General features: G+C 66.0%; 18 protein-coding genes, 1 tRNA gene and 1 pseudogene. 6 read left to right on the top strand and 14 right to left on the bottom strand.

The window, feature by feature from the left end; translation table 11 throughout:
* Positions 1 to 72 precede the first annotated feature (72 nt).
* Positions 73 to 228 carry a hypothetical protein gene (locus ACP7A5_RS03565; protein WP_426040623.1) on the bottom strand — a complete coding sequence of 52 codons (156 nt, stop codon included), beginning with the start codon at positions 226 to 228 and terminating at the stop codon, positions 73 to 75.
* Between the two features lie 30 nt (positions 229 to 258).
* Positions 259 to 1155 (bottom strand): SPFH domain-containing protein, encoded by an 897-nt coding sequence (locus tag ACP7A5_RS03560; RefSeq protein WP_426040622.1) that lies wholly within the window; start codon positions 1153 to 1155, stop codon positions 259 to 261.
* Between the two features lie 196 nt (positions 1156 to 1351).
* Between ACP7A5_RS03560 and ACP7A5_RS03555 the strand changes: the two genes are divergently transcribed.
* Positions 1352 to 4555: an autotransporter outer membrane beta-barrel domain-containing protein gene (locus ACP7A5_RS03555; protein WP_426040621.1), complete on the top strand. Its 3204-nt coding sequence runs from the start codon at positions 1352 to 1354 to the stop codon at positions 4553 to 4555.
* A 6-nt stretch (positions 4556 to 4561) separates the two neighbouring features.
* On the opposite strand, the gene ACP7A5_RS03550 is transcribed toward ACP7A5_RS03555, so the two are convergent.
* The 5 genes from ACP7A5_RS03550 to clpX all read right to left on the bottom strand — a co-directional run bounded on the left by ACP7A5_RS03550 (position 4562) and on the right by clpX (position 9620).
* Positions 4562 to 4930: a hypothetical protein gene (locus ACP7A5_RS03550; protein WP_426040620.1), complete on the bottom strand. Its 369-nt coding sequence runs from the start codon at positions 4928 to 4930 to the stop codon at positions 4562 to 4564.
* 81 nt (positions 4931 to 5011) lie between these two features.
* Positions 5012 to 5088 (bottom strand) — tRNA-Val (locus tag ACP7A5_RS03545).
* Positions 5089 to 5183: 95 nt separating this feature from the next.
* Positions 5184 to 7586 (bottom strand): endopeptidase La, encoded by a 2403-nt coding sequence (gene lon, locus ACP7A5_RS03540; RefSeq protein ID WP_426040619.1) that lies wholly within the window; start codon positions 7584 to 7586, stop codon positions 5184 to 5186.
* A gap of 288 nt (positions 7587 to 7874) precedes the next feature.
* Positions 7875 to 8213: a hypothetical protein gene (locus ACP7A5_RS03535; protein ID WP_426040618.1), complete on the bottom strand. Its 339-nt coding sequence runs from the start codon at positions 8211 to 8213 to the stop codon at positions 7875 to 7877.
* Between the two features lie 141 nt (positions 8214 to 8354).
* Positions 8355 to 9620: an ATP-dependent Clp protease ATP-binding subunit ClpX gene (gene clpX, locus ACP7A5_RS03530; protein WP_426040617.1), complete on the bottom strand. Its 1266-nt coding sequence runs from the start codon at positions 9618 to 9620 to the stop codon at positions 8355 to 8357.
* Between the two features lie 186 nt (positions 9621 to 9806).
* On the opposite strand from clpX, the gene ACP7A5_RS03525 reads away from it, so the two are divergent.
* Positions 9807 to 10463 (top strand): HAD-IB family hydrolase, encoded by a 657-nt coding sequence (locus ACP7A5_RS03525; RefSeq protein WP_426040616.1) that lies wholly within the window; start codon positions 9807 to 9809, stop codon positions 10461 to 10463.
* Here ACP7A5_RS03525 and ACP7A5_RS03520 read toward each other — a convergent pair.
* From ACP7A5_RS03520 to tig, 4 genes are all read right to left on the bottom strand, one after another.
* Entirely contained in the window at positions 10460 to 10780 is a 321-nt protein-coding gene (locus ACP7A5_RS03520) for a hypothetical protein (protein WP_426040615.1), read from the bottom strand. The two genes, ACP7A5_RS03525 and ACP7A5_RS03520, sit on opposite strands and share 4 nt — an antisense overlap.
* 74 nt (positions 10781 to 10854) lie before the next feature.
* Positions 10855 to 11496: an ATP-dependent Clp protease proteolytic subunit gene (locus tag ACP7A5_RS03515; RefSeq protein WP_303694957.1), complete on the bottom strand. Its 642-nt coding sequence runs from the start codon at positions 11494 to 11496 to the stop codon at positions 10855 to 10857.
* Positions 11497 to 11644: 148 nt separating this feature from the next.
* Positions 11645 to 12571, bottom strand: coding sequence for a hypothetical protein (locus ACP7A5_RS03510; RefSeq protein WP_426040614.1), 927 nt, complete (start codon positions 12569 to 12571; stop codon positions 11645 to 11647).
* A 62-nt stretch (positions 12572 to 12633) separates the two neighbouring features.
* A complete protein-coding gene (tig, locus tag ACP7A5_RS03505) occupies positions 12634 to 13977 on the bottom strand; it encodes a trigger factor (protein WP_426040613.1) in 1344 nt (447 codons plus the stop codon).
* A gap of 179 nt (positions 13978 to 14156) precedes the next feature.
* Here tig and ACP7A5_RS03500 point away from each other — a divergent pair, with 179 nt between their 5' ends.
* Positions 14157 to 14858 (top strand): MBL fold metallo-hydrolase, encoded by a 702-nt coding sequence (locus tag ACP7A5_RS03500; RefSeq protein WP_426040612.1) that lies wholly within the window; start codon positions 14157 to 14159, stop codon positions 14856 to 14858.
* A 4-nt stretch (positions 14859 to 14862) separates the two neighbouring features.
* Here ACP7A5_RS03500 and ACP7A5_RS03495 read toward each other — a convergent pair whose 3' ends face one another.
* Positions 14863 to 15156, bottom strand: coding sequence for a hypothetical protein (locus tag ACP7A5_RS03495; protein WP_426040611.1), 294 nt, complete (start codon positions 15154 to 15156; stop codon positions 14863 to 14865).
* A gap of 98 nt (positions 15157 to 15254) precedes the next feature.
* Between ACP7A5_RS03495 and ACP7A5_RS03490 the strand changes: the two genes are divergently transcribed.
* Both ACP7A5_RS03490 and ACP7A5_RS03485 read left to right on the top strand, forming a co-directional pair.
* Complete coding sequence (locus tag ACP7A5_RS03490; protein ID WP_426040610.1) at positions 15255 to 15401, top strand: hypothetical protein; 147 nt, start codon at positions 15255 to 15257, stop codon at positions 15399 to 15401.
* A gap of 97 nt (positions 15402 to 15498) precedes the next feature.
* Positions 15499 to 15735: a general stress protein gene (locus ACP7A5_RS03485; RefSeq protein WP_426040609.1), complete on the top strand. Its 237-nt coding sequence runs from the start codon at positions 15499 to 15501 to the stop codon at positions 15733 to 15735.
* A 335-nt stretch (positions 15736 to 16070) separates the two neighbouring features.
* Here the strand turns inward: ACP7A5_RS03485 and egtB are convergent, their stop codons facing one another.
* Together egtB and ACP7A5_RS03475 are read right to left on the bottom strand one after the other, a co-directional pair.
* Entirely contained in the window at positions 16071 to 18230 is a 2160-nt protein-coding gene (gene egtB / locus ACP7A5_RS03480; RefSeq protein ID WP_426040608.1) for an ergothioneine biosynthesis protein EgtB, read from the bottom strand.
* A 174-nt stretch (positions 18231 to 18404) separates the two neighbouring features.
* Positions 18405 to 19130 (bottom strand): annotated as a pseudogene (locus ACP7A5_RS03475) (penicillin-binding transpeptidase domain-containing protein); the annotation flags it as partial.
* A 75-nt stretch (positions 19131 to 19205) separates the two neighbouring features.
* Between ACP7A5_RS03475 and ACP7A5_RS03470 the strand changes: the two are divergent.
* A partial coding sequence (locus ACP7A5_RS03470; protein ID WP_426040607.1) for an IS630 family transposase occupies positions 19206 to 19819 on the top strand: 614 nt, incomplete at its 3' end.

Here is a 19819-nt window from a genome sequence, read left to right as displayed (position 1 = left end):
CGGGACTTTGGGATGCGAGCGGACGATTTGGGCCGGGCCATGAAGCGGCCGTAGACCCGCCGACGGTCAAGCTCAAGCCTGATCGTCGGGTTCGCCCGGCGGCGGGGTGGAGATCCCCCTGCGGGCCAGGGCCTCGCGCAGGAGAATCTCCAGCTGGGCGTTGACGGAGCGCAGCTCCGCCGCCGCCAGCCGTTCGACCGCCGTCATCACGCCCGCGGAGGCGCGCATCAGGAAGGGTTTGCGGACCCTCGCCACGCCCTAGCCGTAGAGGGTGCCGGTGTTGACCACGGGCTGGGCCTCGCGGTCGGCGCACAGCACGACCAGCAGGTTGGAGACCATGGCGGCCTTGCGGTCCTCGTCCAGATGCGCGACCTCGCGCTCGCCCAGGTCCTTGAGCGCGCTTTCGACCATGCCGACGGCGCCGCGGACGATCAGGCGACGCGCCGACAGGATGGCCTCGGCCTGCTGGCGACGCAGCATGGCTCCGGCGATCTCCGGCGCATAGGCCAGGTGGGCCAGGCGAGCTTCGTCGATGGCGACGCCGGCCACCTTGACCCGATTTGCCAGTTCGTCGCGCAGCCGTCCGGCGACATCCTCGGCATCGGCGCGCAGGGTCATCTCCTGTTCGACGCCGTCCTGCTCCTCGCCGTGGTCATAGGCGTAGTGGGACGCGATATCGCGAAGGCCGGTGTCGATCTGGATGTTCACGAACGCCTGATAGTCGTCGACGTCGAACAGAGCCTGGGCCGAATCCTCGACGCGCCACACGACATTGGCCGCGATTTCGACCGGGCTGCCGCGCTTGTCGTTCACCTTCAGCTTGTCCGAGGTGACGTTCCGGGCGCGGAGCGAAATCTTCTTGCGTGTGTACCAGGGTAGAATCCACCGCAGACCGGTGGTCCGATCCGTGCCGCGATAGGATCCGAACAGCATGATGGCAGCGCCCTCGTTCGGCTGCAGCGCATAAAGGCCGCACAGCAGGAACAGTCCGATGACCGCCAGCACGATGCCGCCGACGACGTAGACGGGGGTCTCAGGCCCTTGCGCCACGGCGACCGGCCCGAGAATGATCAGGCCCAGCCCGACCAGCAGCATCAGTATGCCGTTGGCGGTCTGTGCGGGCCGCTCCAGCGAGATTGTACGTTGATCGGTCATTGCGCCCTCCGTTTGATATAGAAATGATATCACTTTTCAGGCCGCAACGCAACGCTTTCAGTGACCTCCGGTCACCCGACACATCGCTTTCGGCCTTGCATTCGCCTCAAATTCGCGAAACTTGAGACAGGTCGCGACGCCCCTGTTAGAAGGCGCCCGACGCCCGTGCGCGTGTCCACTTGGGGTGATTTCTCGAATGCGTAGACTGCTTGCGACCGCGGTGGCGCTTGCCCCTCTTGTGACGGCCGCAGGAGCGCATGCCGAGGTCGTGATTTCGACCGCCCGCACGACGCCCATCGTCACCTCGCTGGCCACCGGTACGGCGCGCGACGACATCCGCCTCGCCACCGGCGGCTCCATCGCCGTGAACACCGGGGCGGCGATCACGGTCGATTCGAACAACAACATCGATCTGGACAGCGGCACCAATATCACGATGGCCAACTCGGCCGACGGATCGACCGCGATCCTGGTCGGGCCCGGCGCGACCGCAGCGAACATCACCATCGGCGGGACCATCACGGTTACCGACAACATCGACACCTATACCGACACGGACAGCGACGGCGATCTGGACGGCCCGATCGCGGCCGGTTCCAACCGCTACGGTTTGCGTCTGGTCGGCGCCACGGCCCTGACCGGCAACATCCTGGTCGAGAGCAGCGGCGCGATTCTGGCCGAAGGCGCCATTTCGCGCGCTATCTCGATCGAACGTGCCCTGACCGGCACGGTCACCACCTATGGCTCGCTGCGCGCCGTGGGCGATAACGCCATCGCCTATTCCCAGACGGGCAACGTCTCCGGGGCGGTCAATCTTGGCGGTCCTGTCACGGCTCAGGGCCTGGGCGTCAACGCGGTCAACATCCAGGGCGACATCGGCGGGCGCCTGACACTCCAGGGCGACATGGCCGCGACCGGCTATCGCTACACCACCCGCCCCGGCGACACGGCCCTGGCCCTGCTCGACGCCGACGACCTGCTTCAGGGCGGTTCGGCCGTCGTCATCGGCGGCAACGTCGCCCGCGGCGTCGTGTTGGATGTGCGCCCCGCCGACCTCATCCCGGACGTGGCGGGCACCACGACTACGACCGACGAGGACGGCGACGGCGTCGCCGACCTGTCGGAGAACAGCTCGGTCATCAGCAGCTACGGCGGCGCCGCGGCCCTGACGGTCGGATCCGCCACGCGGGGCATTACCCTGGGCGCCGCCGGAACGACCGCGACCACCAACTACGGCCTGATCAATCGAGGCGTGATCACCGGCGACGGCGTCTATAACAACATCACCGGCCTGGCCATGCAGCTGGGCGCCGCGGGCGGGCAAACCGTCGCCATCGCCGGCGGTGTTCGCAACGAAGGCTCCATCACAGCCCTGGGCCGCGGCGGCGGCGCGACTGCGGTGTCGATCGGCGCCGGCGTCACCACCCCGCGCTTCGACAATATCGGAACGATCACGGCGGGCGTGTCCAGCGAACTGGCCAACTCACCGACGACGGGCGTCAACATCGCGGCCGGCGCCAACCTGCCCGTCCTGTTCAACAATGGCGCGATCCTGGCCACGGCGGGCGGCGGCATTTCCAACGTCAACGCGATCCGCGACCAGTCGGGCACCCTGACCTCGATTCAGAACGCCGGCTCCATCACGGCGGCGCTGGCTCCCAATACGGCCGGCGCCGCGCTCACCGGCACGGTGACGGCGATCGACGTCTCCGCCAACACCACGGGCGTCACCTATCGCCAGTACGGCGAGACCAGTACGCCCTCGACAACCGATCCCGACACTGACGGCGACGGAGTGACGGATTCGAACGAGCCCGTGTTGATCGGCGCCGTTCGCTTCGGCTCGGGCGCCGACACCCTGAACCTCGAAAACGGCTTCATGACCGGCGACGTCTCGTTCGGCGCCGGCGCGGACCGGCTGAACATCACGGGCGGCGGCATCCTGACCGGCGCGATCACCGACACCGACGGCCGTCTGGACATTAATGTGACCAACGGCACGCTGGATGCGCGCCAGTTGACCCGCACCAGTGTCACCAGCCTGAACGTCGGCGCGGCGGGCGATCTGATCGTCACGGTCGATCCCGCGACCTCAACCAACGCCGGCTTCCGCGTCAACGGCACGGCCAATCTGGCGACCGGCGCCGGCCTGGGCGTGCGGTTCAACTCGCTGCTCACAGGGCCCCAGCGGTTCACCGTCATCGACGCCAACACCCTGATCCTCGGCACGATCGACCAGACGGCCGTGCAAGCGAACTCGCCTTATCTTTACGTGGTCAGCGCGGGCGCCGATGTGGCCGCGGGCGACGTCTACATCGATGCCCGTCGCCGCACGGCCGCCGAAGCGAATCTGATCCCGGTCGAGGCCCAGATCTTCGACTCCTTCTACGGGGCGTTGAGCTCCAGCACCGCGCTGCGCGACGCCTTCATCTCCCAGACCGGCCGCGAAGGCTTCATCAACCTGTACGAGCAGCTGCTGCCTGACCATTCTGGCGGCCCGCTGCTTTCGCTGGCATCCGGCGTGGACGCCGTCACCCGCGCCCTGAGCGGCCGCAATGCCACGGTCGAGCCTGGCGACACCAGCGCCTGGCTGCAGGAAATCAATTTCTACGCCGACAAGGACAAGACCGACACCTACGGCTTCCGCTCCGAGGGCTTCGGCGTCGCGGGCGGTATCGAGCGCGGTACGGGCCTGGGCGCCATCGGCGTGTCGTTGGCCTTCACCTCGTCGGACATCGAGGATCCCGAGGCCGAGGCCGAGGAAATCCTGTCCGCCAACCTGGTCGAGCTCGGTCTCTACTGGCGTGCCCAGGGCCAGGCCTGGAGCACCTGGGCGCGGGCGGCGGGCGGCTACGCCACCTTCGATTCCACGCGCCAGCTGGTCACCGAGAACATCAACCTCATCAACACCTCCAGCTGGAACGGCTTCACGCTGTCGCTGGGCGGCGGCGCTTCCTACGAGAAGAATTTCGGCCGTCTCAGCATCCGGCCTGAAGCCTATGCCGAGTATTTCTCGCTCAACGAAGACGCCCATACAGAAGCGGGCGCCGAACCCGGCTTCAACCTGAATATCGAAGACCGCAACGGCCACATGTTCACCGGTGTCGCTGCCGTGAACATCGGCTACGGCTTCGGCGAGGACGGCTGGATCCGCCCCGAGGTCCGCCTCGGCTGGCGCCAGAACTTCTCGGTCGATCCGGGCGAGACCATCGCCCGCTTCGCTTCGGGCGGCTCGGCCTTCACCCTGACGCCCGACTCGATCGAAGGCGGCGGCCCGATCGCCGGCTTCCACCTCAGCGTCGGCAACGACCTGGGCAAGATTTCCATCAGCGCCGATGCCGAAATGATCGAGGACTACGTCCGCTACACCCTGCTGCTGCGGGCCAGCTTCCGGTTCTGATCGGGCTCAGTCGCCCGGCAGGGCCTCGACCTTGGGCGACTGGATGATGCCTTTCATGTCGGGCTCGCCGTGGACGACGTACTCGAACGTACCCGAGCCGCCTCCGTTGTACTGAACGTGGAAAGTCCAGACGGAGTCCGCATTGACGGATCCCATCTTCGCCCAGACGTAGCCGCCGCCCGCGATGTTATGGTGGACCCAATCATTGGCGTCGGGCGCCGGAATCTCTGAAGACTCTCGACAACCGAAGATCTGGATCGGTTTGGCCTCGGGGTCGACGACCCAGGCCACGGCAGCCATGCATGACGGATCGAGCAGCGGCGTGGCCGGTTCGTCGGCGCCGACCAGCGCCAAGGCTGCAATCAGATGGATCATGTCAGTCCCCTTCCCTCTCGCGCCTGACAGCGCGCGGCGAGAAGAGGGCGAAAACGACGATCGGTCAACTGACGAAGGAATTGGTAGGCGGCGACGGGTTCGAACCGCCGACCCTCTCGGTGTAAACGAGATGCTCTGACCAGCTGAGCTAGCCGCCCTCCACGACGTCTAAGTGCCCGGCGAACGCTTCGGGTTCAACCCGCTTCAGGCAAAGAAAAAACCTCCCCGCCGGTTGGCGGGGAGGCTGTTCAGGTCAATGGCTGACGACGGTCGATCCATCGACCGCCGGGGGCGGGGTCGGACCGGGGTTCAGCGGCTCGGCCACCTCGTCCCACTCGACGGCGGTCAGGGAGCCGGTCAGGGCCCATTTCAGCGCCTCGTCGGCCGTCGAGATCGGGATGATCTCCAGTGCGCCCTTCACGTTGTCGGGCACGTCGGCGAGGTCCTTCTCATTCTCCTGCGGGATCAGCACGGTCTTGACGCCGGAGCGCAGGGCCGCGAGCAGCTTCTCCTTCAGGCCTCCGATGGCAGTGACGCGACCACGCAGGGTAATCTCGCCCGTCATGGCGATATCCTTGCGGATCGGCACGCCGGTCAGGACCGAGACCATGGCCACGGTCATGGCGACACCGGCGGACGGGCCGTCCTTGGGCGTGGCGCCGTCCGGCACGTGGACGTGGATGTCGGTCTTCTCGAACACCGGCGGCTTGACGCCGAAGCTGAGCGAGCGCGCCCGGACGTAGGAGGCGGCGGCGGAGATCGATTCCTTCATCACCTCCTTCAGGTTGCCGGTGACGGTCATGCGACCGCGGCCCGGCATCTTGATCGCCTCGATGGTCAGGATTTCGCCGCCGAACTCGGTCCAGGCCAGGCCCGTGACGATGCCGACCTGATCCTCCTCGTCCGTCTCGCCATAGCGGAACTTCTGAACACCCGCGTATTTGGCCAGCTTCTCGGCATCGACCGTGATCGTGGTCGTGCCTTCCTTGGACATCTCGCGCACGGCCTTGCGGGCCAGCCCGCCCAGAGCCCGCTCCAGCGACCGCACGCCGGCTTCCCGGGTGTAGTAGCGGATCAGGTCGCGGATCTGTTCGTCGGGCACCACAAACTCCGCCGGCGTCAGGCCGTTGTCGGACGTGACCTTGGGCAGGACGTGACGCTTGGCGATCTCGACCTTCTCATCCTCGGTGTAGCCGCTGACACGGATGATCTCCATCCGGTCGATCAGGGGCTGGGGCATGTTCAGGCTGTTGGCCGTGGTCACGAACATGATGTTCGACAGGTCGTAGTCGACCTCCAGATAGTGGTCGCCGAACGCATTGTTCTGCGCCGGATCCAGCACCTCCAGCAGGGCCGAGGACGGATCCCCCCGCCAGTCGGCGCCCAGCTTGTCGATCTCGTCCAGCAGGATGAAGGCGTTGGTCGTCTTCACCTTCTTCATCGACTGGATGATCTTGCCCGGCATCGAACCGATATAGGTCCGGCGGTGACCACGGATCTCGGCCTCGTCACGCATCCCGCCCAGGGACATGCGGACGTATTCACGACCCGTCGCCTTGGCGATCGACTTGGCCAGCGAGGTCTTGCCGACGCCCGGAGGGCCGACAAGACACAGGATCGGGCCCTTGAGGCTGTTGGTGCGCGCCTGCACCGCCAGATACTCGATGATCCGTTCCTTGACCTTCTCGAGGCCGTAGTGGTCCTCCTCGAGGATGGCCTCGGCCTTGTTCAGGTCGATGGCCTTCTGCTTGGTCTTGCCCCACGGAATCGCGAGCAGCCAGTCGAGGTAGTTCCGGACCACGGTCGACTCGGCCGACATCGGGCTCATGTTGCGCAGCTTCTTGACCTCGGCCTCGGCCTTGGTGCGGGCTTCCTTGGACAGGCGCGTCTTACGGATGCGCTTCTCCAGTTCGATGATCTCGTCGCGCGCATCGTCGGTCTCACCCAGCTCGCGCTGGATCGCCTTCATCTGCTCGTTCAGATAATATTCGCGCTGGGTCTTCTCCATCTGGCGCTTCACGCGCGAGCGGATCTTCTTCTCGACCTGGAGGACGGAAATCTCGCCCTCCATCAGGCCATAGACCTTCTCCAGACGGGCGGGCACGGCGATGGTTTCCAGCAGGCTCTGCTTGTCGGCGATCTTGACCGACAGGTGCGCGGCGACGCTGTCGGCCAGCTTGGACGCATCGGTGATCTGGGGGATGGAGCTGAGGGCCTCAGGCGGCACCTTCTTGTTCAGCTTCACATAGGATTCGAACTGTTCGACCACGGCGCGCAACAGGGCCTCGGCCTGAGCGGGTTCACCCAGGTCGTCCTCGATCTCGACGGCCTCGGCCTCGAAATACTCCTCGCGGTCGGTGAAACGGGTCAGGCGGGCGCGGCCCTTGCCCTCGACGAGGACCTTCACGGTGCCGTCCGGCAGCTTCAGCAGTTGCAGCACGGTGGCGAGCACGCCAACCGGATAGATGGCGTCCGGCGACGGATCGTCATCGATGCTGTTCTTCTGAGTGGCCAGCAGGATCTGCTTTTCACCCTTCATGATCTCGTCGAGCGCCCGCACGGATTTCTCGCGCCCTACGAAGAGCGGCACGACCATATGGGGGAAGACGACGATGTCCCGCAGAGGCAGGACGGGCAGAATTTTACTCTCGGACATAATGCGCTCCAGGACCTTCGATCATCTCCGGTCCGCCCGCCCCTGACGCCCCGCGATATGCAGCGACACCCTGGAGAGGCCCGTCGATTCCGACGGCGTTCATGTGAGTATGTGGCCCCTTGGCCCCGGGGTTCAAGCGTCGCCACGGGACGATGCACAGTCGCGTGCAACTCCAGTCAAGCTGCACGAACCTTGCGCACACGGAGCCGTCCGGGGTCGGACCACCTCCGCAGGCGCGTTCGGCGGCATTGAGACCACACAGACCCCTGTGGCCTGTGCGCCGCAGCCTCATTCACGATCAGCAACCGAACCCAACCGGAGCTGTTGCGGACGCAACATTAACCGAGATTGGGAGACCTTCTTGCACAGGATCATCACTCTGGCTGCGGCCGCATCCCTGCTGGCGCTGGCCGCTTGCAACCGCGACACCGAGACCGTGCCGGCCGCCGATGACGCGGCCGCGAGCGCCGACGCGATGTCCGCCGACAGCGCGGGGTCGGACGCATCGACAGGCGCGCCAGCCCGCTCATCCAGCACGGCGACCAGCATCAGCGCCGCATCGGAAACAATGGCGCCCGCAGATTCCAGCATGGCCAGCCCGACCGGAGCCGATGTCGGTCCGGTCACCGATGAGACCCGCGCCAGGGCCCAGACGGCGGCGGAAGAGACGAATCTCCATCCCAAGCCGCGGACGAACTGACCGACCGGACATGAAAAAGGGGCGGAGCCGCGAAGGCCCCGCCCCTGTTCTCTTGCCTGCAACCCGCCTTATGCGGCGCCGTCGGCGGCCTTTTTCTTCTCGGCGTAGATGAGCAGAGGCTGGGCCTTGCCCTCGATGACCTCGGCATTGACGACGACTTCCTCGACGCCTTCGAAGGTCGGAAGTTCGAACATCGTCTCCAGCAGGATGCCTTCCAGGATGGAACGCAGGCCACGGGCGCCGGTCTTGCGGGTGATGGCCTTCTTGGCGATCGCATTCAGCGCGTCGTCGGTGAAGGTCAGGGACACGTTTTCCATCTCGAACAGGCGCTTGTACTGTTTGACCAGGGCGTTCTTCGGCTCGGTCAGGATGGTGACGAGGGCTTCCTCGTCGAGGTCCTCCAGCGTCGCCAGAACGGGCAGACGGCCAATGAACTCCGGGATCAGGCCGAAACGCATCAGATCGTCCGGCTCGACACCCTTGAGGATGTCGCCCGTGCGGCGTTCATCGACGTTCGACACCTTGGCACCGAAGCCGATCGAGGCCCCTGCCCCGCGGGCAGAGATCACCTTTTCCAGGCCGGCGAAGGCGCCGCCGACTATGAACAGGATGTTGGCGGTGTCGACCTGCAGGAACTCCTGCTGCGGATGTTTCCGGCCGCCTTGCGGAGGCACGGAGGCGACGGTGCCTTCCATGATCTTCAGCAGGGCCTGCTGCACGCCCTCGCCCGAGACGTCGCGGGTGATCGAGGGGTTGTCGGACTTGCGCGAAATCTTGTCGATTTCGTCGATGTAGACGATGCCGCGCTGAGCCCGCTCGACGTTGTAGTCCGACGCCTGCAGCAGCTTCAGGATGATGTTTTCGACGTCCTCACCCACATAACCGGCCTCGGTCAGGGTCGTGGCGTCGGCCATGGTGAAGGGCACGTCGATGATGCGGGCCAGGGTCTGGGCCAGCAGCGTCTTGCCTGAGCCGGTCGGCCCGATCAGCATGATGTTCGACTTGGCCAGCTCGACGTCGTTGTTCTTCGTCGCGTGGTTCAGGCGCTTGTAGTGGTTGTGGACAGCGACAGAGAGGACCTTCTTGGCGTGGCTCTGGCCGATCACATAGTCGTCAAGGACTTCGCGGATTTCCTTGGGCGTGGGCACGCCATCCTTGGATTTGACGAAACCAATTTTGTGCTCTTCACGGATGATATCCATGCACAGCTCGACGCATTCATCGCAGATGAACACGGTGGGTCCGGCGATGAGCTTGCGCACCTCGTGCTGGCTCTTGCCGCAGAACGAGCAGTAGAGCGTACTTTTGGCGTCGGTGCCGGCTGCTTTGGTCATAGACCCTTCTCACTCTCGCGCCGCTCTGGGAGACGGACGCGCTTTCCTCGCGTTGATTCCACCACTATGGACGCGAAGATATTCAAAAAATGACAATCAACCATCCGCACGCTCGCCACAACCCCGCCGAAGACCGGCGAAGCGCGACTGACGTGGACTGTTCGGGCTGGATGGAGATCACGGCGAATGGGTGACATGGGCGCCACGGGCGGCTTTCGCCAGTCCGAGGATCGCTCGCGACCCATCGTCGCGTTCGATTTCGACGGCACGCTGACGGTTCGCGACAGCTTCACCCAGTTCCTGCGCTGGCGGGCCGGGTCGGGCGGCTGGGCCCTGGGACTGGTCAAGATGGCCCGGGCCACGGCGGCCTATGCACGGGATCGCGACCGGGGTGCCATCAAGGCCGCCTCCGTGAAGATCTTTCTCAAGGGGGTCACCCGCGCCGAGCTGGAAGCAGATGCCGCCCGCTTCGCCGATCACGCCTGGGACCAATTCATGCGACCGGACGCGCTGAGGGTCTGGGAAGACTGGGGTCGGCAGGGCGCCCATCGCGTGATCGTGACCGCCTCGCCGGAGATCACCGTGGCTCCGTTCGCCCGGCGACTGGGGGCAGAGGGCCTGCTGGGCACTCACCTGACCTTCGACGACCAGGACCGGATCACCGGCGCCTTCTCGAGCCCCAACTGCCGCGGCGAGGAAAAGGTGCGTCGTCTGCAGGAGGCGTTCGGGCCGAATCTGAAGCTGACGGCCGCCTATGGCGATACCTCGGGCGACACCGAGATGCTGGCGATCGCAGAACAGCCGGGCTTCCGCGTGTTTACGGGACGACCGGCCCGGCGTTAGTTGCCGTCTGCGTCGACGTCGAAGACGACGACCTTGCCGCGCGAGGTGGGGTCCCAGCCGGCGGCGATCGCCGAGGCGATGGCGTTCTTGACGCTCTCCAGATTGATGCGCTGGCGCTCAAAGTTCGGGGTCCCGTTGGCGCGCATCACCATCGGAAACATGACGATGGCCTCGCGCTGGGCGTCAACGAGCTTCAGGGCGATACCGATGCCGTCCCAGTTGTTGCCGGTGGTCCGCTGCGGCTGGCGCCGGACCTCCCATTCGTAGTCTTCGCCGTCGACCTGGACGACGCCTTTGAGATCGCGCGTGTGCTGCATCGGGCGCTGATAGCACAAACGAAAAGGGCGCGCCGATCCCGGCGCGCCCTTCCCCGCTCATTCGTCCGAATGGGTCAGACGGTCTTGATGCCGTCCGCCTCGGCCTCGCTGCGCTTGTCGTAGACGTGGTCGACGATGCCCCAGGCCTTCGACTCCTCGGCGGTCATGAAGTGGTCGCGGTCCAGGGTGCGCTCGACTTCCTCGTAGGTCCGGCCGGTGTGGTGGACGTAGATTTCGTTCAGGCGACGCTTGGTGGCGATGATGTCCTCGGCGTGGCGCTCGATGTCCGAGGCCGTGCCGCGGAAGCCGCCCGACGGCTGGTGGACCATGACGCGGGCGTTCGGCAGGGCGATACGCTGGCCCGCCTCGCCGGCCGTCAGGATCAGGGAGCCGGCCGAGGCCGCCATCCCCATGACCACCGTCGAGACCGGCGACTTGATGTATTGCATGGTGTCATAGATCGCGAGCGCCGAGGTCACCTGACCACCGGGGCTGTTGATGTACATGCTGATTTCCTTCTTCGGGTTCTCCGATTCCAGGAACAGCAGCTGGGCGCAGATCAGGCTGGCCATGCTGTCCTCGAACGGGCCGGTCAGGAAGATGATCCGTTCGCGCAGCAGGCGGGAGAAGATGTCGAAAGCGCGCTCTCCTCTACTGGACTGCTCCACCACCATGGGGACGAGGTTCGAGGAGATGTAGTCGATCGGGTCGCGCATGAGGTCTCGCTGAATGCTGGGGCCCGCGACTCACGTCGGTCGCGGTTCCGTCCTCATATTGCGGTCCGGTGCAAGCGATACAAGCCGGGGGGAACCGAAACGGTCACCCGGATGCGACGATCAGGCTGGTCGGGTCATCGTCGCCCCGTCAGTCGCCGGTCGCATCGTCCGCTTCCTCGGCCCGCGCCATGGCGCCCGCGATCCTGCCGACCTGTGCGGAGGCGCTCAGGACACTGAGATCGGCGGCGTAGAGCTGGCGCAGATAGGTCAGGTCCCAGTCCGTCAGACCGGAGACGCCGGCCGGGTCCTGGAACAGGTTCAGCACGGTCTCGAACCCGGCCACATCGGCCTGGGCGTCGACCTGGGCCAGGGCGACCATGGCGATGTAGTCGCCGAGCTGTCCGACATTGACCGTGCCGATGCGGTTCACATCGACGACGACCATGACCTGGAAGATGGCGTTGATGTCCTGACTGCGCAGGCGACCCGCGCCGTCGATGCGGCGGATCGGCGCGTCTTCCGAATCTGGCGTTCGAACGGTGACTTCTCCGGTCCGCGCGTCGAGCGGCACGGTCAGCATCCACCAGCGAACAGGGGCGTCGGAGGTGCGGAAGATGTTCAGAGCGCGATAGGTCAGCGAGGTTCCGGCGATGCCGGTAATGTAGGCCCTCGGGCGGGCCTCGATGAGGCTGCTGGCCATCGCGGCGCCGTCGTCGGCCCCGACGATGATCATATTGGCCTTGCAGCCCGGCTCCCCCGCTTGAAGCCCCAATTCGATCACCCGGTCGGCGATCCGGTCGACCAAGGCCTGCGCCACATCCCGCTGCATGTTCACGACGCCGGGGCAGATCGGGTCCGTCGTGCGCCAGCGGGCGATGCCGCGCCGGGGCGGCGTGACCAGAATCACGTTGGTGAAGGCGCGGGCCGCATCGTAGGCGGTACGGCGTTGGCCCTCGACCTCAATGGTCGACAGAGTGGTCGATTCGTCCTGAGGGGCGGCCTGGACGCCTGCGGCCGGGGAAGCAGCCTGCGCCCCGGCGAGCATAAGCGCGATCGAAAGAACCGAAACCAGCATGGCGACCCACTACCCCAACGCGAAACGCCAAGGCTAACCGCCCGTCAGGCGAGTGGCAAGCGTTAGCCTTCGTCTTCGTCTTTGAGCAGCTCTTCCTTGGTGATCGGGGTGTCTGTCACCTTGGCCTGGTCGAAGATCAGGTCGACGACCTTTTCCTCATAGATCGGGGCGCGCATCTGGGCGGCAGCGTTCGGGTTCTGGCGATAGAAGTCCAGGACCTGGCGCTCTTGGCCACGGTAGTTGCGGGCCTCGGCCATGATGGCGTTGTTCAGTTCCTGATCGGTGACGCCGACATTGTTGGCCCGGCCGATCTCGGCGAGCACCAGACCCAGACGCACGCGGCGTTCGGCGATCTTGTGGTACTCTTCCCTGAGCTTCTTGTCGGACTTCTTGGCGTCCTCTTCCGGCAGGTTGCCGGCGGCCTTATCGGCCTCGACCTGCTGCCAGATGCCGTCAAACTCGGCCTCGACCATCTTGGGCGGCAGCTCGAAGGAGTGGGCAGTGTCCAGCTGGTCCAGCAGGGCGCGCTTGAGCTTGTAGCGGGCGGCCCCGGCGTATTGCTGGTTCAGGTTCTGGCGCAGCAGATCCTTCAGCTTGTCCAGCGACTCCAGCCCAATGCGCTTGGCGAACTCTTCATCGACCGTGGCTTCGACCTCAGCCTTGATGGCTTTCACCTTGATGTCGAAGGTGGCGAGTTTGCCGGCCAGATTGGCCGCCTGATAGTCGGCCGGGAAGGTGACTTCGATCGTTTTCTCGTCGCCGACCTTGGCGCCCTTCAGTTGCTCTTCGAAGCCGGGGATGAAGCGGTTCGAACCGATCACCAGGTCGGCGTCTTCGGCGGTCCCGCCGTCGAAAGCCACGCCGTCAAGCTTGCCGAGGTAGTCTATGGTGACCTGGTCGCCGTCGGCGGCCTTCACGGTCTTGCCCTTCTTGTCCTCGTAGGACTTGGCCTGGCCGGCCAGTTCCTTCAGCGCCTCGTCCAGATCCTCGTCGGAGGCCTCGTAGACGGGACGGTCCAGCTTCAGGGTCTTGGGATCGATCGGAGTGAAGTCGGGCATGACTTCCAGGGCCATTTCGAAGGCCAGGTCGTCGGAACCGGCCAGGACCTTGTCCATGTCCGAGGTCAGTTTCATGTCGGCGGGAGCGGCCGGGCGCACCTTGATCTCTTCAAGGGCGGCCTGGCTCGACTCGTTGATGGCGTCATTGACGATCTCGCCCATCATGTCGCGACCGAAGGTCTTCTTGACGTGTGACGCAGGCACCTTGCCGGGACGGAAGCCCTTCAGCTTCATCTTCGGGGCCATCTCGGCCAGTTTGGCGTCCAGCTTGGCGTTCAGTTCGGCGACCGGCACCGTAACGGTGATGATGCGGCTTAGGCCTTCGGTGGTGTTCTGGACGACTTGCATGGGACGAATCTGACGCTCTGGAGCGGCGCCGGGCATCGGCGCGCGCAAAGATGGGGAAAAGCAGAAAGGGCCGCCCCATCCGGAGCGGCGCCTCGAAGCCCGCCCTTATGTCGAGATGGACCCAAAAGGTCAACGCGGAGGCGGTTTCACCAGACACCCAGGCTCGCTATGTCGGTGGAATGACCCCACCTCCCTCCCCCGTCGGCGTGTTCGTGACCCCGGTAACGCCGCTGCAGCAGAACTGCACCACCGTCTGGTGCACGGCGACCATGAAGGCCGCAGTGATCGATCCAGGCGGCTCGGTCGATACGGTGATGGCCGAGGTGGCCCGACGCGGCCTGGCGCTGGAGCAGATCTGGATCACCCACGGCCACCTCGACCACGCGGCGGGGGCGGCGGAGATGGCCGAGAAGTCCGGGGCCCCGATTATCGGGCCGCATCCCGAGGATCAGTTCTGGATCGCCGACCTGCCCGAGCACGGCCGGCGCTGGGGCATTCCTGATGCGCGGACCTTCACCCCGACCCGCTGGCTAGGCGACGGCGACACTGTGACGCTGGGCGCGACGACCTGGGAGGTCGCCCACTGCCCGGGCCACACGCCGGGGCATGTGATCTTCTTCAATCGGGCGGCCCGATTCGCTCAGGTCGGCGACGTCCTGTTCAAGGGCTCGGTCGGCCGCACCGACTTCCCGCGCAGCGACCCGGACGCCATGATCCGGTCGGTGGTGACGAAGCTGTGGCCGCTCGGCGACGACGTCACCTTTGTGCCTGGGCACGGCGAGATCTCGACCTTCGGCGAAGAGCGTCGGACCAATCCGTTCGTGTCCGATGCGGCGGTCGCCCGGAAGCCGCTGGTCCGCCCGGCGACCGGTCCGGCCTGACGCCTCAGCGGCGCAGCAACAGGCCGATCAGCACGCCGACGCCGAGCGCGTAGACCGTCGCCTTCAACGGCTTTTGCTCGATCTTCGTGCGGGCGACGACGGTCCGTTCGCGGGCCCAGTTGCGGCCGGTCTCGATATCCGAGCGAACTGCCTGGCGCAGGCCCTGCTCACGGGCAAAGGTGCGCGCCTCGGCATCGGCCATCCAGCGATCGCCTGCGCGATCCAGGCGGACGCGTTGATCATCGGCGTCGTCGAGGATGTCTTCGGCGTTGAGGTTGGTCGGATTGATGTCGGTCATGGCGAACTCCTGCCGGGTTTGTGATCAGGTCGATTGAACCCGGGCGACGGTCGGCGGTTCCTTGCTGTGAAGCCCAATCCGGGCCGCGAGATCACACCATGACCGACCCCACCCCCCAGCCCGAGATCACCCCGCCGATGACGCCGTCGCCGCAACCGGAAATCGATCCGGCGGGCACGCCCTACGAGGTGCCGCCACAGCCCGGCGACAACGACGGGGAGGTCGAAAGACCAGGCGCAGACTGATTCGCAGACTGTTGAAATATCGAGCCTTCGGAACCCGCGCCGGGCTTCGGGGTTGTCATCTGCGAGCGCAAGCATGACAGTCGAAAGGGAGCCTCACATGGCCCAAGGACAGCCCACCCGTCCCTCCGGTGTCTCCAAACGAGGCTTCGCCTCGATGGACCCCGAGCGGCAGCGCGAGATCGCCCGCAAGGGCGGAGCCAGCGTCCCCAGCGAGAAGCGCAGCTTCTCACAGGACCGCAGCCTGGCCGCACAGGCCGGCCGCAAGGGGGGCGAGGCCTCCCACGGCTCGCGTCGTCCCGGCGATCTCGACGAGACTCAAGGCCAGGCCGAGTAGGTCGGGCCGAAGGTGAAACAAACAGGGCGGCCGGTGCAAACCGGCCGCCCTTTTTGTTTGCCGGGCCCATGCGGCGATCACGGCCGATGCGCTTCCGGGTTTTGTCCGTCCGTCCGGACGAGAAACCACCTGACCAAACGGACGAACCGGACGAAATCCGCGCTCACCCGGTCCGCGAACCGCGATCCCCAACATTACACCCGCGCCGGACCAGGGCGCGCTCGCAGCTGGTGCAGGCCCGCCACGACTGGCCAGATCGGAATTTCGACGTCGAACAGAAAAATCTGTTCGACGTCGTCCGGGGTATCGTCAGCGCACCGCCCCCTGGCGGCGTATCAGGCCGCGAGCAGAACAAGGGCCACGGACGGATCAGGGCTCTTCTGGAAGGACACCACCCGCCAGCCCGCAGCCTTGGCCATCGCCGTCACGGAGGCCTCGGTGAACTTGCGCGAGCTCTCGGTATGGATGGTCTCGCCAGCGACGAACTGGATCATCGCCCCGCCGATACGGACCTCCATGTCCCGTGCAGCGCGCAGATGCATCTCCATCCGGGACCGTTCGAGGTTCCAGACCGCGACGTGCTCGAACCCTTCCAGATCGAAGTCGGCGCCCAATTCGCGGTTGGCGCGGACCAGCAGGTTCCTGTTGAAGGCCGCCGTCACGCCCTGGGCGTCGTCATAGGCAGCGACCAGAACAGCCGGATCCTTGACCAGATCGACGCCGAGGATAAACAGCGATGACGGGCCGAGGCGATCGCGCGCGTTGGCCAGGAAGGCCACAGCCTGGTCCTCCTCCAGATTGCCGATCGTCGAGCCGGGGAAGAAGCCGACCCGACGGCCGCGCCCCAGTTCCGGCAGGGGCGCGAGGTTGAGGAAATCGCCGACCATCGGCGCCACCTCCATGTGCGGATAGGCCTCGGCGATACTGGCGGCGGCGGCGGTCAGGGCGTCAGGGCTGATGTCGATAGGGACATAGGCCTGCAGCGTCGGCGCGGAATCGAGCAGGATGCGGGTCTTCTCGCTGGCCCCGGAGCCGAACTCGACGAGGACGGCGTTGTCGCCGAAATGCCCCGTCAGACCGGGCGCCATCTCGCGCAGCAGGGCCGCCTCCTGACGCGTCGGATAGTATTCCGGCAGCCGGGTGATGTCCTCGAACAGCTCCGACCCGGCGGCATCGTAGAACCACTTGGGCGACACCGACTTTTCCGGGCGCGAGAGGCCGGCGACCAGTTCGGCCCGGAACCGTGCGGTCTCCAGGTCCTCGATGCGCGCGCGTTCGCCCGCCGGGGCGTCGAACGCCAGTCTCAAACCCATGAAGGCCCACCTTTGATGCGGATAGAAAAAGTTGCGGTATGTGGCCCGCGTGTGCCCCGGCGGCGTGGCGAACGCGCCGCCGCGCAGAACCCGCTGGTTGGCCATGAATTTGCCGTTGTACTCCGACGCCGTCCCCTCGGTGGGCCTGAAGCCGGGATAGGGTGAATAGGCGCTGGAGGTGTGCTGCCACACCTCGCCGAAGAGGTTGGAGAAGACGTCCGGCGCGGTCGCCACCGCGCTTTCCCACTCCGCCTCGGTCGGCAGACGTTTGCCCGTCCAGTGGGCGAAGGCGTCGGCCTCATAGGCGCTGATGTGCCGCACCGGAACCTCGGGATCGACCGGCGCGCGCCCGGCGAGACCCAGGACGGTCCATTCGCCGTCGTCCTGACGCCAGTAGAGCGGCGCGTCCCAGCCCTCGGTCTTCACCACCGCCCAGCCGTCGGCCAGCCACAGTTCGGGCCGCCGGTAGCCGCCATCGGCCATGAAGGCCAGCCACTGGCCGTTGTTGACCAGGTCATGATCCAGCAGGAAGGGCTCCAGCCAGACGCGATGACGCGGTCCTTCGTTGTCGAAGGCGAAGCCCGGGCCGTCGTGGCCGACGTCGACGAGCCCGCCCTCGAACCGGGTCTGACCGCCCCGCCCCGGCTGCAGCGGCCCGCCTGGCCGTGGTTCGACGTCGTAGGCTGCCGGATCGAGCGGCGAACGCGACATCAGGTTCAGCAGGTCCATCAAGAACAGCTCCTGATGCTGCTGATCGTGATGCAGGCCCAGAACGAACAGATACGCTTCCAGCGGGTCGCCAAAGCCCCGCCCGATCCGGTCGGCCATGCGCCGGTCGATCTCGGCGCGATAGGCCAGGACCTCGTCCCGCGACGGCCGGGTCATCAAGCCGCGCTCGTGGCGTTCGACCCGCCGTCCGAGGCTCTCGTAGTAGGAGTTGAACAGTTGCTGCAGACGCGGATCGACGGGTTCGTACCCCGGCTCGGCCGCCAGAATCATCGCCTCGAAGAACCAGCTGGTGTGCGCCAGATGCCATTTGCCCGGACTGGCGTCGGGCATGGACTGCGCGGCGAGATCCTCGGCCGACAGATCTGCGGCCAGTGCGGGCATAGCGGCGCGGATGGTGCCGTAGCGACGCAGATCATCCGCCCCGGGGGGGACGACTCTCACAGATGCTTTCATCGGACGTGCTCCAGCATTGCGAGACCGGCCCTCTTGGTCGCCCGCGTCGGCCTAACACATCTGTTCCGGTTTCGTTGCCTTCAAGGGGGCGGCGCGACAATAGGCCGGGCGCTGCTGACAAATTGTGGCAGCAGGTCGCACGCCAGACCGTTCACCCCGCCGTTGAAGTACGCGTCAGCGAGGCTCCGACAGATAGGGGCGCGGACCCGCAGTCGGGCCAGGCGACACAGGCACGCCGACCGGCTCGGGCGCGGCGCCGATGGCGCCTTCGTCCAGTTGCGGGCCAGTGGCCTCAGGCGGCGGCGGGCGGGTGATCCGCTCGCGCATCTCCGGGTCCTTCAGCAGCACGGTGCGCATGATCTCGCGGGCTCGCGGCGCGGCCGCCGTCGATCCGGCCATACCGCCGTGTTCGACGATCACCGCGATGGCGTACCGAGGCTGATCGACCGGCGCGAAGGCGACGAAGAGGTTGTGGTCCTTCAGAGCCCAGCCAACGCTGCTGCTGGATCGCGAGCCGACATTGTCATAGCTGCGCACCTGGGCCGTGCCCGTCTTGCCCGCCATCTGGATGTCGCCGAGGCCCAGCTGACTCTGGCGATAAGCCCCGCCGGAGCGATCGTTAGCCACCGCCACCATGCCTTGGCGCACGACTTCCAGATGCTCACGCGCAAAGGCCAGATCAGGCACTTCCGCCCCCGACGGCCGGTCCACGCCGCCGACCGATTTGATCAACCGTGGTTGAAGCGCCTTCACCCCGTTCGCGATGCGCGAGGTCATCACGGCAAGCTGCAGGGCGGTGACGTTCACGTCGCCCTGGCCGATCGCGACTGACAGGGTCTCGCCTGGATACCAGACGCGGGAATCCGGATTGGGATTGTTCTTGTTGTACCCCGCCTTCCAGGCCTAGTGGAATGATCGGGACATAAGAGTCTGAGGTGGGATTCCCCGGGGCGTGGCGTCGTGCGAGTCTGCGGGATGCGTACAGGCGTCACCGTGCATCTGAGCCCGACCGATCGTAAGCGCCTGCAGGCGACCGTCGATGACCGCAACAGTCTGCAAAAGCATGTGTGGCGCGCCCGGATTGTGCTGGGGACGGCCGACGGGCTGGGCACGGCGGCGATCATGCGCATTGCCGGCGTCAGCAAGACGGCGGTCTGGCGCTGGCAGGCCCGCTTTATGGACGAAGGTGTCGAAGGCCTGCTGCGCGACAAAACCCGGCCGCCCGGCACGCCTCGACTGCCCGAGGATGTGGCCGACTGGGTCGTGGCCCTGACGCTGGGCGAGCCGCCCGGCGAGACGACACACTGGACCGGCCGGCTGATGGCCAAGGTGGCCGGCGTGGGGCTGACGTCGGTCCAGCGCATCTGGAAGGCCCACGGCCTGGCCCCGCACCGCATCCGCACCTTCAAGCTGTCCAAGGATCCGAAGTTCGCCGCCAAGGTCCGCGACATCGTCGGCCTCTATGTCGATCCACCGGCCCACGCCGTGGTGCTCAGCGTCGATGAGAAGTCGCAGATCCAGGCGTTGGATCGCACCCAGCCGGGTCTGCCGATGAAGAAGGGCCGCGCCGGGACCATGACCCACGACTA

Origin of the sequence: Brevundimonas sp. TWP2-3-4b1 (assembly GCF_049897665.1) — a bacterium.
GTDB classification, from domain to species: domain Bacteria; phylum Pseudomonadota; class Alphaproteobacteria; order Caulobacterales; family Caulobacteraceae; genus Brevundimonas; species Brevundimonas subvibrioides_B.
The sequence above is the reverse complement of the archived record's forward strand: the minus strand, read 5'-3'. Positions and strand labels throughout refer to the sequence as shown.

Bases quoted from the DNA above. Each gene is read 5' to 3' on its own strand.
- ACP7A5_RS03565 (WP_426040623.1), bottom strand. From the start codon at position 228: ATGCGCGCCTCCGCGGGCGTGATGACGGCGGTCGAACGGCTGGCGGCG.
- ACP7A5_RS03525 (WP_426040616.1), top strand. From the start codon at position 9,807: ATGGGTGACATGGGCGCCACGGGCGGCTTTCGCCAGTCCGAGGATCGC.
- ACP7A5_RS03560 (WP_426040622.1), bottom strand. From the start codon at position 1,155: ATGACCGATCAACGTACAATCTCGCTGGAGCGGCCCGCACAGACCGCC.
- lon (WP_426040619.1), bottom strand. From the start codon at position 7,586: ATGTCCGAGAGTAAAATTCTGCCCGTCCTGCCTCTGCGGGACATCGTC.
- tig (WP_426040613.1), bottom strand. From the start codon at position 13,977: ATGCAAGTCGTCCAGAACACCACCGAAGGCCTAAGCCGCATCATCACC.
- egtB (WP_426040608.1), bottom strand. From the start codon at position 18,230: ATGAAAGCATCTGTGAGAGTCGTCCCCCCCGGGGCGGATGATCTGCGT.
- ACP7A5_RS03520 (WP_426040615.1), bottom strand. From the start codon at position 10,780: ATGCAGCACACGCGCGATCTCAAAGGCGTCGTCCAGGTCGACGGCGAA.
- ACP7A5_RS03555 (WP_426040621.1), top strand. From the start codon at position 1,352: ATGCGTAGACTGCTTGCGACCGCGGTGGCGCTTGCCCCTCTTGTGACG.
- ACP7A5_RS03500 (WP_426040612.1), top strand. From the start codon at position 14,157: ATGACCCCACCTCCCTCCCCCGTCGGCGTGTTCGTGACCCCGGTAACG.
- ACP7A5_RS03515 (WP_303694957.1), bottom strand. From the start codon at position 11,496: ATGCGCGACCCGATCGACTACATCTCCTCGAACCTCGTCCCCATGGTG.
- ACP7A5_RS03495 (WP_426040611.1), bottom strand. From the start codon at position 15,156: ATGACCGACATCAATCCGACCAACCTCAACGCCGAAGACATCCTCGAC.
- ACP7A5_RS03490 (WP_426040610.1), top strand. From the start codon at position 15,255: ATGACCGACCCCACCCCCCAGCCCGAGATCACCCCGCCGATGACGCCG.
- ACP7A5_RS03485 (WP_426040609.1), top strand. From the start codon at position 15,499: ATGGCCCAAGGACAGCCCACCCGTCCCTCCGGTGTCTCCAAACGAGGC.
- ACP7A5_RS03550 (WP_426040620.1), bottom strand. From the start codon at position 4,930: ATGATCCATCTGATTGCAGCCTTGGCGCTGGTCGGCGCCGACGAACCG.
- clpX (WP_426040617.1), bottom strand. From the start codon at position 9,620: ATGACCAAAGCAGCCGGCACCGACGCCAAAAGTACGCTCTACTGCTCG.
- ACP7A5_RS03510 (WP_426040614.1), bottom strand. From the start codon at position 12,571: ATGCTGGTTTCGGTTCTTTCGATCGCGCTTATGCTCGCCGGGGCGCAG.